Annotated in this window: 13 protein-coding genes; 7 read left to right on the top strand and 6 right to left on the bottom strand. The window is 36.1% G+C overall.

Translation table 11 applies throughout. From position 1 onward, the window contains the following. The first annotated feature begins 189 nt into the window (after positions 1-189). From tssD (CQ046_RS22190) to polA, 3 genes are all read left to right on the top strand, one after another. Positions 190-603, top strand: coding sequence for a type VI secretion system tube protein TssD (gene tssD / locus CQ046_RS22190; protein WP_105704353.1), 414 nt, complete (start codon positions 190-192; stop codon positions 601-603). A gap of 402 nt (positions 604-1,005) precedes the next feature. Then, positions 1,006-1,419: a type VI secretion system tube protein TssD gene (gene tssD / locus CQ046_RS22185; RefSeq protein WP_105704352.1), complete on the top strand. Its 414-nt coding sequence runs from the start codon at positions 1,006-1,008 to the stop codon at positions 1,417-1,419. Positions 1,420-1,617: 198 nt separating this feature from the next. After that, entirely contained in the window at positions 1,618-4,452 is a 2,835-nt protein-coding gene (gene polA / locus CQ046_RS22180; protein ID WP_105704351.1) for a DNA polymerase I, read from the top strand. A gap of 88 nt (positions 4,453-4,540) precedes the next feature. Here the strand turns inward: polA and CQ046_RS22175 are convergent, their stop codons facing one another. From CQ046_RS22175 to CQ046_RS22165, 4 genes are all read right to left on the bottom strand, one after another. Then, entirely contained in the window at positions 4,541-5,110 is a 570-nt protein-coding gene (locus CQ046_RS22175) for a hypothetical protein (RefSeq protein WP_123906669.1), read from the bottom strand. Further along, on the bottom strand, positions 5,103-5,279 hold the full coding sequence (locus CQ046_RS23775) for a hypothetical protein (protein ID WP_165790581.1): 177 nt from the start codon (positions 5,277-5,279) through the stop codon (positions 5,103-5,105). The genes CQ046_RS22175 and CQ046_RS23775 overlap by 8 nt, the downstream gene beginning before the upstream one ends. A gap of 127 nt (positions 5,280-5,406) precedes the next feature. Then, on the bottom strand, positions 5,407-5,805 hold the full coding sequence (locus CQ046_RS22170; RefSeq protein ID WP_105704349.1) for an immunity 22 family protein: 399 nt from the start codon (positions 5,803-5,805) through the stop codon (positions 5,407-5,409). 11 nt (positions 5,806-5,816) lie between these two features. Further along, on the bottom strand, positions 5,817-6,374 hold the full coding sequence (locus tag CQ046_RS22165; protein WP_105704370.1) for a YdeI/OmpD-associated family protein: 558 nt from the start codon (positions 6,372-6,374) through the stop codon (positions 5,817-5,819). A 148-nt stretch (positions 6,375-6,522) separates the two neighbouring features. Here CQ046_RS22165 and CQ046_RS22160 point away from each other — a divergent pair, with 148 nt between their 5' ends. Then, positions 6,523-7,170: an MgtC/SapB family protein gene (locus tag CQ046_RS22160; RefSeq protein ID WP_105704348.1), complete on the top strand. Its 648-nt coding sequence runs from the start codon at positions 6,523-6,525 to the stop codon at positions 7,168-7,170. 40 nt (positions 7,171-7,210) lie between these two features. Here the strand turns inward: CQ046_RS22160 and CQ046_RS22155 are convergent, their stop codons facing one another. Continuing rightward, a complete protein-coding gene (locus CQ046_RS22155) occupies positions 7,211-7,699 on the bottom strand; it encodes a copper resistance protein NlpE (protein WP_228407025.1) in 489 nt (162 codons plus the stop codon). 308 nt (positions 7,700-8,007) lie between these two features. Here CQ046_RS22155 and CQ046_RS22150 point away from each other — a divergent pair, with 308 nt between their 5' ends. From CQ046_RS22150 to CQ046_RS22140, 3 genes are all read left to right on the top strand, one after another. After that, complete coding sequence (locus CQ046_RS22150; protein ID WP_105704347.1) at positions 8,008-10,146, top strand: S46 family peptidase; 2,139 nt, start codon at positions 8,008-8,010, stop codon at positions 10,144-10,146. A gap of 71 nt (positions 10,147-10,217) precedes the next feature. Beyond that, positions 10,218-11,219 carry a polysaccharide deacetylase family protein gene (locus CQ046_RS22145; protein ID WP_105704346.1) on the top strand — a complete coding sequence of 334 codons (1,002 nt, stop codon included), beginning with the start codon at positions 10,218-10,220 and terminating at the stop codon, positions 11,217-11,219. Further along, positions 11,216-12,292 carry a GNAT family N-acetyltransferase gene (locus tag CQ046_RS22140; protein WP_105704345.1) on the top strand — a complete coding sequence of 359 codons (1,077 nt, stop codon included), beginning with the start codon at positions 11,216-11,218 and terminating at the stop codon, positions 12,290-12,292. Before CQ046_RS22145 ends, CQ046_RS22140 begins: the two co-directional genes overlap by 4 nt. A gap of 109 nt (positions 12,293-12,401) precedes the next feature. Here CQ046_RS22140 and CQ046_RS22135 read toward each other — a convergent pair whose 3' ends face one another. After that, positions 12,402-15,269 (bottom strand): M16 family metallopeptidase, encoded by a 2,868-nt coding sequence (locus CQ046_RS22135; RefSeq protein ID WP_105704344.1) that lies wholly within the window; start codon positions 15,267-15,269, stop codon positions 12,402-12,404. Positions 15,270-15,557 lie beyond the last annotated feature (288 nt).

Below are 15,557 nucleotides of genomic sequence, written 5' to 3'. Positions count from 1 at the left end.
TAAAACCCTTTGTCTATAATATTTTCAATAGGTTTGTTAAATCCATTGTCGTAGAATTACGACAAGAAATCGTAGAATTACTACAATTTTTCAGATTTCCATTCAAAAGCTTTTTTTAGCAGAAAAGAGCCTCTATCTTTGCTATACAATCACCAAATCACAAAATAGTAACGATCAAAATTTACAATCATGGCAGAAAGAAATTCAAGAGGAATCTTAAAATTCAACAATGGTGAAGGACAGAAGCTGTTAAAAATGAATTACAGCGTATCCAGATCTACAGACGTTTCAGGACGTGTAGCATCAGATCCTTCCAATGCATTGATCAAAGTAACAGTAGAAGCTACTGAAAAATCAGACATCCTAGAAAGCTTGTTAAACGGTAAATACAAGCCAACAGTAGGAGAAATCGTTTTCAATAAATCTCACGAAGAAGGAACACTGATCACCTTGAAATGGGAGAATGGATATGTGATCCAGCATGAAGTAGACTTCGATGCAATAGACAGCAACAGTATGCTGATCAGCTTCGTAATAAGTGCTGAAACTATTGACTACGGTACTTCTCAGTTCGCTGGGCTGTGGCCTTCAGCAGGTAAATAAGCCTATTCATCATCTTAGTAAAAATAAAATTGGTACAGAACAGTACACTCATACGGGTATACTGTTCTGTTTTTTTTATGGCATCCCAACCTGTTCAATTGAACTGTGAAAAATTAGCGGCTTTTTGCTTTCTTTTATAATGCTTTTTTAATATATTATTTCTCTTCATAGTGTAATATATGACTGGTTTTTATGAATTAATATAAGTGTTTAAAATATTTATTTATAGTATGTTATGTTTTATTTTAAATCTTTTGTCGTAGAATTACGACATGAAATCGTAGAACTACTACACTTTTTCAGATTTCCATTGAAATGCTTTTTTTTCAAAATCAAGGAGACTATCTTTGTTATATAATTATTGAATTACAATTTATTACTAACGATTAAAAATTTACAATCATGGCAGAAAGAAACTCAAGAGGAATCTTAAAATTCAACAACGGTGAAGGACAGAAACTGTTAAAAATGAACTACAGCGTATCCAGATCTACAGACGTTTCAGGACGTGTAGCATCAGATCCTTCTAACGCATTAATCAAGGTTACAGTAGAAGCTACTGAAAAGTCAGACATCCTTGAAAGCTTATTAAACGGTAAATATAAGCCGACTGTAGGAGAAATTACATTCAACAAATCTCACGAAGAAGGAACATTGATCACTTTGAAATGGGAGAATGGGTATGTTATCCAACACGAAGTAGACTTTGACGCTATTGACAGCAACAGTATGTTGATCAGCTTCGTAGTGAGTGCAGAGACTATCGATTACGGTACTTCTCAGTTCGCTGGACTATGGCCTTCAGCAGGTAAATAATCCAATACAACTTAAATAAAAAAGAAACAGTATGCCTTTTGGTGTGCTGTTTTGTTTTTTACAAAAAGTAGATGCTAAGAAGCAATCTCCTTATCTCTCAACCCCGCATCCCAAAACCGCGTAACTCATATCCCGAATCCCTTCTCCAAACTGCCAACTTTTACTCCTATTTTCATATATTTGTTCATTATTCAAAATATGGACGCAACAAAAGATAAAAGGCTGTTTCTCATCGATGCTTATGCGATGATTTTCAGAGGATACTACGCATTAATCAGGAATCCAAGACTTACCAGCAAAGGACTGGATACTTCTGCCATCTTTGGTTTTACCAACTCTTTAATCGAATTGATCAGAAGAGAAAAGCCTACCCATCTGGCAGTCGTTTTTGATGTAGGGCAAGCGAGTGTAAGAACTGATGATTATTCGGATTACAAAGCCAACAGAAGCGAAACTCCTGAAGCGATCAAAATTGCGGTTCCATACATTCACAAAATTCTGGAAGCAATGCATATTCCACGCCTTGGAGTAGAAGGATATGAAGCTGATGATGTTATTGGAACTATTGCTTGCAAAGCAGAGAAAGAAGGTTATACTACTTTCATGGTAACTCCGGATAAAGATTTTGCACAGCTGGTTACCGATAAAATTAAAATCTATAAACCAGGATTAAAAGGTGGAGATATCGAAATTCTTGGAGTAGATGAGGTAAAAGCAAAATATGAAATTGAAGACCCAAAACAGGTGATTGATTTCCTTGCGATGATGGGAGATGCTGTGGATAATATCCCTGGGCTGGAAGGAGTAGGAGAGAAAACCGCCATGAAGTTTCTGAAAGAATTCGGAAATATCGAAACGTTGCTTGCCAATACCGATAAGCTGAAAGGAAAATTGAAGGAAAAGGTAGAAGCTTCTGCAGAACGTGGTATTTTGTCTAAAAAATTAGCAACCATTATCTGTGATGCTCCTGTAGAATTCCATCAGGAACAATATGATCTTGAAACTCCGGATTTTGAAAAAGTAAAAGAAGTTTTCGATGAAATAGAATTCAGAAGACTGTACGAAAATCTTTACAGAGCTTTTGCTCCTGCCGCTGTAGAAACGTTGGTTGTAAGCGATGTGGAAGTGAAGCAGACTCCTGCAGGAACAGAAGTGAAAGGACAAGCGATGCAGCTTGATCTTTTTGCCAACTTTGAAGAATTGGAACAGGCTACTTCTACAAAATCTACCATCGATAATAATGATCATCTTTATCAGTATATTAACAATCCCAAGGCTCAAAAAAAATTAGTAGATAATTTATTACAGCAAAAGGTGGTTTGTTTTGATACGGAAACTACTTCATTAAACGAGCTGGAAGCCGAATTGGTAGGAATGAGTTTCTCTTATAAAAAAGGGCTTGCCTATTACATTCCTCTTTCTGAAAACAGAGAGGAGGTACTACAGACATTGGAGATTTTCAGACCATTTTTTGAAAAAGAAGACCTGCTGAAAATTGCTCACAATCTTAAATACGATTATAAAGTTTTAAAACAATACGACATCACCGTAAAAGGTGCCATGTTTGATACCATGATTGCCCACTACCTGCTGAATCCGGACGGAAGACACGGGATGGACTACCTTTCAGAAGTGTACCTGAACTACAAGCCGGTATCTATTGAAACCATTATTGGGAAGAAAGGTAAGAAACAAGGCAGCTTCAGAGATGCTGATGTGAGAACACAGACAGATTATGCTGCTGAGGATGCTGATGTAACTTTCCAGTTGTATGAACTTTTTGCACCACAACTGAAAAAAGAAAATCTGGAGGAACTTTTCTTTAACATTGAAATGCCTCTGATGGAAGTTCTTGCAAAAATGGAGCTGGCAGGGATTTCTTTGGATGAAAAATGGCTGGCACAGGAAAGTGTTGACCTTGAGAACGATTTGAAACAGCTGGAAACAAAGATTTTTGAACTTTCAGAAGAAGAATTCAATATGAATTCCCCTAAACAGCTGGGAGAAATTCTGTTTGAAAAATTACAATTGGATCCGAAAGCCAAGAAAACAAAAACAGGACAATATGCAACTTCAGAAGATGTTCTTCAGAAATTAGCTTCAAAGCATGAGATCATCAAATATATTCTTGAATACAGAACGTATCAGAAATTAAAATCAACCTATGTAGACGCTTTGCCTTCACAGATTGATAAAGAAGATAACAGAGTTCATACTAATTTCTCGCAGACTACAGCTGCTACAGGCCGTTTGGCGAGTGTAAACCCGAATTTGCAGAATATTCCGATCCGTACCGTGAGAGGACAGCAGATTCGTGGAGCCTTTGTTTCCGGTGAAGGGAAAAAGATTATTTCTGCCGATTATTCACAGATCGAGCTTCGTCTGATTGCTGAAATTTCAGGAGAAGATAATATGATTAAAGCTTTCCAGGATGGAGAAGATATCCACGCTTCCACAGCTGCGAAACTTTTTAAAATTCCTTTGGATGAGGTTTCAAAAACTCAGAGAAGTCAGGCTAAAACCGTTAACTTCGGAATTATCTATGGCCAAGGAGCTTTTGCTTTGGCAGAACAAACCGGATTATCGCGTACAGAAGCTAAACAAATGATTGAAGCTTACTTCGAAACTTATCCAAAATTGAAGGAATATATGGCAGAGCAGGTGAACAAAGCACGCCAGGTAGGTTATGTAGAAACTATTTTAGGAAGAAAACGTCATTTAAAAGATATCAATTCCAACAATTTTGTAGTGAGAGGTCATGCAGAAAGAAATGCGGTGAATGCACCTGTTCAGGGAAGCGCCGCAGATGTTGTAAAGCTTGCCATGATCAAAATAGACAGAGAGCTTGAAGAACAACAGCTAAAAACAAAAATGCTGCTTCAGGTACATGACGAATTGATATTCGAATCTCCGGTAGACGAGATTGAAACCGCTTCAAAACTGATCAGAACTGAAATGGAAAGTGCCTTAAAAACACAGGTTCCGTTATTGGTGGAAATTGGAGTAGGAGACAACTGGTTAGAAGCCCATTAATACATACGATTTATTTTTAACGATAAAAAAAAACTTCCGTCCAAAAGACGGAAGTTTTTTTAATGCAAAATGAGTTGTCTTAATAGTTTTACTTTATCATTCTAATTATCGCCAGATCATCTGTAGGCTTTACTCCATACTGATGTTCGAGTTGTTTAAGCTTTCTGTTGAGCATATCTTCCGTATCATTATTGGCCTGATCAATCATCAAATATTCGGTAAAGTTGATTATTTCATCAGAATCTGTCTTTTTACTTTTTAAAAAGCTCAAAATACCGTCAGTCGCAATTGAAACATCATTCAAATGATCAAAAAATATTTTCTGAGACAGACCAGAATACCAGTTTTCGAAGTCTTCATGAAGATGATAAGCCAAATAATCCGGTTTATTATCACGGTCAAATTCTGTGATGTTTCCATTGATGCAAACAACTCCGTCACCAATTGATAAGATCGACCCTTCATCCTTTTTGATGTCATAAATTAATATAATAAGAGTGCTTAGCAACTCTTTTTCATCCAGCATGAGATGATTTTTAATAAATAGAAGTTCTTTGAATAAGCCTTTTATGATTTCTTTGAGCTCTTCTTCCAAACTGTTCTGACTGTCTTTTTCATATAATGCTCTGTAGCCTATTTCAATAATGGTTTTACGCAAAATTTTTCCAATAAGTGTTGAGGCAAAATGGCTGTCCATAGCGGTAGAACATCCATCCATCCATCACAGCACATATAATTTTATCAGAACTGATTTTTTTGATTAGAAGATCATCTTCACAATGATTAATATGATAATCTCCGATTTGTAGAGTAGAATATAAATTCATGAGAGGCAAAAATAGTTTTATTTTTCGGCTAGAATATCATTATAGAATATAAAAATAGCAACTGGTGATTTCATCATGTATGTAATCACCAGTTGCCAGTATTAAGAAAACAGTTTTGTTTTCGTTATTAAATGTCGTATTCTATCTCACCCACATAATGCAGTGAATAATCATCAGTTTCTACAGAAACCGGATTAGGAATGACAAATCTTGTAGCAAAAATGATAGCATTCACGGGAGTATCCAGACTTAATTCATTCAGTTTTCTTCCCAGAATCGGAAGCCATTGGTCAGCGTAAGAATATTCTGCGAACTTGTCATAAAGACTAAGACTTTCATCCTCGAAGCCAAATTCTATAAAATCATCGTCAAACCATTTGATGTTCTGAGATTCTGCAAACTTGGAAACATACTGATCGTCAGTTTCTTCCTCTATGTAATAATTTTCATCCTCTTCTACGAAACTATAAAAATCTTCTTCATTCTTGAAATATCCTAACCAGAAGTGTGAAATTTCTTTATCCATAATACTATTTTTTATTCTAATCTTTTTGATTGTTTACTTATATCGATGACTTTTTCAAGTCGGGAAAGTCTTGTTTTTTCCTGCTTGGCGCTCGTGATCCAGTGGATAATCACCTTTTTGTAGGATGGAGCCTGACTGTCAAAAAAATCCCAGGCTGCCGGATAATCCATAAATTGTTTCTGATGGACCGGATCAAGAGAAACATCTGCTTTTTCATGAGAATAGATCCCTGATTTGTCCTCTTTTCTGAGATCAAATGCCTTTTGACCTGCAGAAGTCATTAATCCAGCTTTCGTAAGCTCTTCAACTTTTTTTATATTGATATTGCTCCAGATACTGGATGACTTTCTTGGCGTGAAGCGTATAGAATAACTTTCGTGATCTATCGACTTTCTTACACCATCTATCCAGCCAAAGCACAAAGCCTGATCTACAGATTCAGACCAGCTCATAGAAGGTTTTCCACTAGCGGTTTTGTAGAATCCTGTTAAGAGCTCCTTCTCATCTTCGTGGTGCTTCTCAAGCCATTCTCTAAATTCTTCTTTTGTTGAAAAAAATGTAGGTTTCATAACTTCTGTACTTGCCTTTTCCATTTAATCTGTAATATTACGAAAGTTTTTCAGTCCAATAAAATCTTCTTACCCTAAACAAAGTTGATTGATCGCTTTACAGATGGATTTTTTGTCGTAATTTTATTCTACGCTTAAATTGAAAAAAATGGATTTTCTTCAGGACCATTATGCTGTTAAAAACGAATTACTGCTTATCCTTATTTCCGTTATTTTAGGACTGTTCATTGGTGCTGAACGTGAATACCGTAATAAATCTGCCGGGCTTAGAACTTTTATTCTGGTTTGTTTCGGCGCCTGCCTGTTTACGATACTTTCCATCAAAATAGGTGTGGCCAATCCGGACCGTTTAGCTGCCAATATTATCACAGGAATCGGATTTCTGGGAGCTGGTGTTATTTTTAAAGGAGATAATAAAATTGAAGGGATTACCACTGCAACAACTATTTGGGCAACTGCTTCCATAGGAATGGCGGTAGGTTCAGGATATGTTTATATTGCCATGTTGGGGACTGCTTTGGTGTTGATTATTTTGAGTGCTTTAACTTATTTGCAGAGTTTTATTGATAATTATAATAAAATCAGGGAATACAAAATAGCCGTCAACAGTTCAGCGGATATTAAATATTGTGAGAATATCTTTAAAGAAAATCGATTAGCCTATCTGATGATCAGGCAGCAGTATTCACAGGAAGGTTTTACAGTGATCTGGAGAGTTACTGGAAAAAATAGCCATCATGAAGGCTTAACCAGACGTTTGGTAGATGATCCGAAAATCAAAGGTTATCAGTTTTAGATAAGATATAAGCAAAAATTAAAGGCCGAAGCCTTTAATTTTATTTTTTCTTGAATACATAAAGATCCTTATTGGGACCGTCAATTTCTTTTCCTTCCATATCCAGCTGGATCAGCATATTTTCACCCACTTTATACTTATAGTTGGCATATTTTCCTTTTAAAGTAATCATGCTTCCCGTAGCATCCCATGCAAAAGTTCCTTTATCCTGATTTTTTGAATTTCTATCAAGATATTCTTCACTAATGCTGAATGTTTTGTCATTGTTCAATGTTAAAGAAGTCTTGATTCCCGGGCAGTCAGCACAAGGAACTGTCGCTTCATAAGTGCCTGCCCAGTCTAAAGCATTTTCAGAAGTGTCACCTGCTGCTGTAGGAGTTGCTTTAGTGATACTGTCTGTAGAAGCAGGTTGTACAGCTGTAGCAGAATCTGTTGTGGTAGCCGTAGTTTCGGTAGTTTCTTTTTTAGTACATGAAGCAAGTAATAGAACAGATGCCATTCCCAACATGAGCATTTTGCTTTTCATCATAATAATTGATTTAAATATGTTTTTTAGTAATAAAGTTACTTCCAATCAACAAAAATTACGCCAGAGGGAAAGGATAGAATGAGTGAATGATGAATCGTGAATGGTCAGTTCACTTCACTTGTCAATTTTTAATGAATTTACAATAAACCTGGAAGTGCCATATGATCATAAAAATTCACCATTCACTTGCGAAGCAAAATTCACTATAGGCTATTCATCTTTTTAAAAATAGCCTCATAATAACTTTTCCGCGTGTTTTATAAAGCCTATTCCTATTTTTCTTTGTAAATTGGGGCAAAATTTTGATTATGACAAAAAAGATACTTTTATCTGTATTTCTTTTGCCTGCTGCAATGGCATTTGCACAACAATATGGCGGAATGTGGATCCCTACAGAGCTGAATGAAAAGGAAATGAAGGATTTGGGAATGAAGATTTCTGCAAAAGATATTTTCAACCCTCAGAAACCAAGCATTAAAGATGCGGTAGTACAGTTTAATGGCGGATGTACTGCAGAAATTATTTCGCCTAAAGGACTGCTTTTAACGAACCACCACTGTGGCTTCGGTCAAATTCAGGCACATTCTACCGTTCAGAATGATCTTCTTTCTAACGGATTCTGGGCAAAAAATACAGAAGGTGAACTTCCTAACCCGGGAGTAAAAGTAGATTTTATTGTAGATATAAAAGAAGCTACTGATCAGATTTTAGAAGGTACAGACAATCTTACAGAACCTGAACTTACGAAAAAGATCAACAATAATATTGAGGTTTATAAAAACGCTCAGAAAATTGAATCTTACCAGTCCATCATGGTAAAGCCTATGTATTATGGAAACAAATACTACGCCTATACCATCGAAACATATAAAGATATCCGTCTTGTAGGAGCACCGCCTCAAAGCATCGGGAAATTCGGAAGTGATACGGACAACTGGGTTTGGCCAAGACATACCGGAGATTTCTCTATGTTCAGAATCTATGCAGACAAGAACAACAGACCTGCAGAATATTCAAAAGATAATGTTCCTTACGTTCCAAAACACTACTTACCGGTTTCTATCAAAGATAAAAATGAAAACGACTTTACTTTTGTATTCGGATTCCCGGGAAAAACTACGGAATATCTTCCTGCGGTAGGTGTTGAGAAAATCATGAAGGATATTGACCCTGCTAGAATTGCGGTACGTGATGTTGCTTTGAAAACTCTTGACGAAAAAATGCGTGTTGATAACGAAACGCGTATTAAATATGCTTCAAAATATGCTTCTGTAGCCAACTATTGGAAAAAATGGATCGGTGAAGTGGAAGGGTTGAAAAAATCCAATGCGGTAGAAAAGAAAGTAATGTACGAAGGTTCTTTGGTCGCTAAAAATCCAGAGATCAAAACTACTTTGGATCAGTTGAATAAACTGTACAATGATCAGGCTCCTTACGCATTAAACAATGCTTACTACACAGAAGTAGTGAAAAATGCCGAAACATTAAAGCTTGCCGGAGATTATTATGATTTCGTAGCTTCTGTAGAAGCTGGAAGAATGGATGAAAAGGAACTTGCCAAGTTAAAAACAAAATTAACTTCTTTCTACAAAGATTACAGCGCAGAGCTTGATGCTAAAGTAACGGCAAAACTATTGGCTTTATACGTTAATAAAACGGCGCCACAGTTTTTACCGGCAGGATTCAGCAAATATAAAGATGAGAATGCCAATATTCCTGTCATTGAAGATATGTCTAAAAACTCTGTTATTACAGGAAGAACTGCTGTAAACGGAGGAGCATTGACTACAGATATTGATAAAGCGTTTTCTAATCAGGATAAATTAATCAAAACTCTAAAGAAAGATCCAATTTACCAATTATATGTTTCTATGAAAGAAACGTATATGAAAACTGCAGATCCGCAATACACTTCAATGCAGGCAAAAATTGATGCTTTGCAGAAAAAGTTCATGGCACAGCAGATGCAGACGGATAAAGACAGAAAATTCTTCCCGGATGCGAACTCAACGCTTCGTGTAACGTATGGTAAAGTAAAAGGTTCTACGCCTAGAGATGCCGTTTCTTATGGATATCAGACTCACCTTGCCGGAGTTATGGAAAAATATGTTCCTGGAGATTATGAATTCGATGTTCCAAAGAAACTGATTGATCTTTACAACAAAAAAGATTACGGAATTTATAAAGATAAAACAGGTGATGTTCCTGTAGGATTCACTGCTACCAACCATACAACAGGAGGTAACTCAGGGAGCCCTGCTCTTGATGCCAACGGAAACCTTGTTGGGCTGAACTTCGACAGACAGTGGGAGGGAACAATGAGTGATATCAACTATGATCCGCGTTTCAGTAGAAACATCATGGTAGATACAAAATATATCCTTTTCATCATCGATAAGTTCGCAGACTCAAAGTGGCTTGTTGATGAAATGAAGATTATAAAATAATTTTAAAAGTTATACCTTTAAGAATCTATTTGAACTGAGTTTTGAATAGATTCTTTTTTATTTAGAATAGGATGAAAGACATGATTATCAGTGTTTTGGCAGCTTTCGAATCTGATCATATCGGGAAATCTTTTCCGCTGGATTACTGTTTACCGCTTTATCACAGTGTTTCCGATAAAGAACTTCCTCATTTAAAACATATCATCCGTTACAAGAATAGAAGGCAGTTTGAAGAAGATCTTGATCATATTGCAAAGAATTTTCAGTTTGTAGATTGGCAGGAGTTCAAAGATTATAGGTCCGGGAATTTTAAACCTAAGAAAAAGATTGCCCTTCTTACTTTTGATGATGGTTTCAGAGAATTTTATGAGGTTGCAGCTCCCATTTTGGAACGAAAGGGAATATATGCCTGCAATTTTATCAATCCGGCTTTCATAGACAATGAAGAAATGATGTTCAGGTGTAAAGCAAGCCTTCTTGCCGATGCTGTTGAGAAAAATAAAACCATAGATCCGGAAATTTATCGTGTATTTTCTATCGACAGTCATGTTGAGAAAGGGATTGTACAAAAGAAAATTTTATCCGTTAATTATCAGGAAAAAGATATTCTGGACCAGCTTGCATCAAAACTTGAGGTAGATTTTAAAGCGTATTCTAAAGAATTTAAACCTTATTTAAGTACAGAAGAATTAAAAGAGGTTACCCGAAAAGGTTTCGGAATCTCTTCGCATAGTTGGGATCATCCAAAATATGGAGACTTATCTTTGAAAGAACAGATGGAAACAACAGACAAGACTTTTGCTTATTTAAAAGAAAACGACTTCCTGTACGAAACTTTTGCATTTCCGTTTACCGATTTTGAAGTGAAGAAAGATTTTTTTGATGAACTCTTTAAAAACGAAGAAATATATTGCAGTTTCGGATGTGCAGGAGTAAAGCTGGATAGCGTGAAAAGAAATTTCCAGAGGATTCCAATGGAAATGGGAGAGAGCGGAGCCCAGATCCTGAAAAAGGAAATAGCTTATTTCAGACTGAAAAAGCTGATCAATAAAAATATGATTGTTAGAGAATGATAGCGCTGAAAACATTCAACAGAAGAGAACTGGAAGATTTTATATCCTCCGGAGCTTTTCAGCAATATGATTTTCTTCCGATTACAAAGCATCGGGCTTTATCCCACATGAAAAATACTAAGGCAACAGACGAAGATACCCTTCTTATTCTTGCTTTTGATGAAGAAAAACTGATCGGTTATGTAGGATGTTTTCCGGACTGTTTTGTTATTGACGGTAAACAAATCCGTTATGCATGGCTGAGCACTTTATATGTAAACCCTGAATACAGAAAAAAAAGACCGGCAAAAGCTCTGTTGAAAAAGGTTTTTGAAGAATATGAAGGCAGAATTGCCATCACTGAATTTACCAAAGAAGCAGAAGCACTCTACAATATTATAGGTGTTTTTGAATATGTCTTTCCTAAAGATGGGAAGAGGTATTATTTCAAAACTGACGCAGCCAAAATGATTCCTGAAAAAAAACCGGAAACCAAGGCTCTGAAACCTCTTTTTCAGACTTTGGATGCTGCGGCTAATTTATTAGTATCAATAAAGAACTTGCCTATAAAGAAGCCAGATTTCAAATATGAAATGCTTGATCGTATAGATAAAGAAAGTGCTGATTTCATCAATGAATTTTCAGGAGTACGCAACGCAGACGAAATCAATACTTTTATAAATCAGCCATGGGTTTTAGAAGGCAAAAAAGATGAAAAATATTTTTTTTCAAGCTTTGCAGGGACTTTTAAATATTTCTGGATCAAGATCTTTGACCAAAATAATACATTCAAAGCCTGCATTCTATTACAACTTCGAGACGGGTATCTTAAAATTCCTTACCTCTTTTCAAATACTGATCTAGATGAGGTTGTCCGGTTTTTAAATTACTTCATTGTTTCGAATAAAATAAAAGCATTTACAAGCTATCAAACCCAACTAAACAAGGCCATACAACAATCAAAAGCATTTTCTCATATCTATGAACGGGATTTCAACAGAGAATATCTGTTCCATAAGGACTTATTGGAACTGATTCCGAAGGATTTTAATCCCAATTACCAGGATGGTGACGGAGATTGTATGATGACGTAAAAAAATTATGAATTATAAATGATGAGTTATGAATGATTATTCATCAATTATCATTGATCATTTATAAAAAAACAAACCGCCTGATAATGCTATCAGGCGGTTTGTTTTTTTAATGTCCAAAAATATCTTTCAGACTTACTTCTTTAAATGTTCCCATTTTATTGACAGCGTCCATATCCAGATTTTCTTTTTTACCGAGAATGGCTGTATTGAAATGAACAGATTGGATTCTCGTTTTATAAAATACTTTCATATCTTCAAATTTCAGATCCTGAATCTGCTCATAAATATTTTTTCTGAAATCATGATAGATATTCAGCTTCTTCAGATTCAACGTATTGAAAAATACATTTTCACGGCTTACTCTTGTAGAAGCTATCTGCTTAAGGGCAGCGTTTCTGGCATTTTCAAACTGAATAGGTACTTCAGGAAGTTCTTCCATTAGCTCATTAAGGGTGTCAACAGCAATCATAAGCTTATCAGGCTGTGTTCCGATATAAGTGGTAACGTAATCAGGGTGTTTCAATTCTGAATTGGCAGCATAGGAAACATAAGCAGAATAAGCAAGACTTTTGCTCTCACGCATTTCCTGGAAAACAATGGAAGATAATCCTCTTCCAAAATATTCATTGAATACATTTACTTTACCAAAGTATTGTGGATCTACTTCATTTCCTTTTCCAATCTTACTCATTTCTACCTGAACCATATCATAATTAATGAAATAAACATTTCCACCTGTATCAGGCTCAGGATATTGTTTCGCTTCAGGAATTATAATGCTTTCTGTTTCAACATATTTATCGATGTATCCATTGAAATGCTCAAAATTTTTCCCATAAAAGAAAATCTGATAAGGAGCTTTAAACAGATTTTTCATTCTGTCTGTAAATACTTCCGCAGTGCTGCTTTCAAGTTCTTCTTTAGAAATAACATTGGTAAAACGTGAGGTACTGCCCAGTTTGGTATAATTGGTAAGGGCAGTCATGATACGGTTTTTATCCTTTTTAACAGCCTGGCGGTTTTCTATTACACTTTTTACAAACTGGTTGTAAATATCCTGATCGGGTTTTACATCAGTCATCCAGTGCTGAAGAAGAGCAATTCCTTTTTCTATATTCTCTTCAAGCCCGCTTAAGGTGATGGTCAGCTGGTCATGGGTTGTTTTAAAATCATTAGTAACCCCGATTTTAAAAAATTCCTTTTTTAAATCTTCAGGAGAAAATTGATCTGTTCCTAAATACTGAAGCAACTGAGTTGAAATGGCCAGATCTCTGTCATTATCACTACCAAAAGGAAAAATAAAGTGAGCCTGAGCAATATCGTTGTATTTATTTTTAACAAAGCTCAGTTTCTTTCCTTTCACATCAGCAGTAGTAATTTCTTTTTTATAGTTGATGAATACAGGTTGTATATCCTCCGTTTTATCTGCTAAAATTTCTGTTAAAAACTCAGACTGGCTATCACGATTGATTTTAATAGGAGTAATTCCGGGATTTTCAACTCTGATCAATCTGTCGTTGACTCCTTTTTCCTTATCAATGATCACATAGTTTTCTTTGAAAAACTCCTTTGCAAAATTGATTACATCCTCCTTTGTAAAAGAAGCATACTCATCCATTTCATTCAGTTCCTGTTCCCAGGTCCTTCCTTTTATATAGGTATCATAAAGATTGGTGGCCAGTCCTTCCGAAGTTTCAAGGCTTTTCATTCTTTGAAGTTTGAAATCATTAATGATAGCGGGTAACATCCAGTCTGGGAAATCTCCTTTTTTGATCAGTTCAATCTCTTCCAATACAATGTTCTTTGCTTCTTCCAGCGTTTGAGTTTCCTTAGGAACCGCAACGATGGAGAAATAACCATATTGTTTCAATCCCACAGAAAAAGCCTGTGCCCAAAGCATTTTTTGAGTCTGATTGATGTGCAGATCCAACAATCCAGCTTCCCCTCTGTTGCTGAGGATATTGGCAGTGATGTCTGCCAGCATGGCTTCACGGGTTCCGTAGTTGTCTGTTCTCCATGCCAGCTGGGTGCGTGGAGTAGTAGGGCTTTTTACCGTTCTTTTTATAATTTCTCTGATTGGCTTCTCTATAATAGGAGTTTTCTTAGGAAGCTCCTTATAAGGTAAGCTGCCAAAATACAGGTCAATTAATTGAATGGTTTTTTCAAAATCAAGATCTCCTACCAATACCAATGCATAATTATTAGGAACATAATATTCATCAAAGTATTTGTGGATTGCCTTCATAGAAGGGTTCTTCAAATGTTCAGGCTTTCCTAATGTGGTTTGCTGCCCGTTGGGATGGGTAGGAAAAAGCGCGTCCATCAATTCGTAATTGACAAGTCTGGAGTCGTTATCCTGTGCCCTGTTGAATTCCTCATACACAGATTCCAGCTCAGTATGGAAAAGGCGAAGTACAATTTCAGAAAATCTTTCCTTTTCTATCTTTAGCCATTTCTCAAGCTCATTATTCGGAATATTGTTTTTGTATACTGTTTCATCAAACCATGTATGTGCATTGGTACCACTGGCTCCCAGAGAAGAAATGGCTTTGTCATATTCATTCGCAATAGCATATTGACTGGCTTCCTGAGAAACTTCGTCTATCTTTTTATAGATCTCTTTTTTCTTTTCAGAATCCTGCTCAGCTTTGTGTGTTTCATACAATTCCGAAATCTGATCAAGGAACACCTTTTCATTTTCCCAGTTTTGTGTCCCTATTTTAGAAGTACCCTTAAACATCATATGTTCGAGGTAGTGAGCCAGCCCGGTATTATCGGATGGATCATTATTGCTTCCCGTTCTTACCGGAATAAAGGTCTGTATTCTTGGCGAAATAAAATTCTGGGCAAGAAAAACCTTTAATCCATTTTTCAGAGTATAGATTCTGACGTTATTTTCGTCGTGGGTTACCGTAATATATTCGTAATTGCTTTTATCAGTATGTACCGTTTCCTTATATTTTCTGTCTGTCATATAAAACTCATTTCACTCCTTAGAATCCGGAATGCACTACAAATGTAAGGAATCAAAAAAAGATGTAGGCCGGTTTTTCTGACTATTACATCTATTCTTATAGTTGAAAACTTGAATCATAAAAAGAAAAACCGCTGCTGGAAGCATATTAGATAGAACGTTGTAATTTTTCTCCATACTATATAATATAGATAGAACCTTTTCTATTCCTACTCTCCCACTCTCAGACTCTCTCACTCCCGAACATTCTCAGGAGCTTCATCCTGCTATTCATTCATACTCCTCGCG

Origin of the sequence: Chryseobacterium sp. MYb7, assembly GCF_002979455.1 — a bacterium.
Taxonomy (GTDB): domain Bacteria; phylum Bacteroidota; class Bacteroidia; order Flavobacteriales; family Weeksellaceae; genus Chryseobacterium.
The sequence above is the reverse complement of the archived record's forward strand: the minus strand, read 5'-3'. Positions and strand labels throughout refer to the sequence as shown.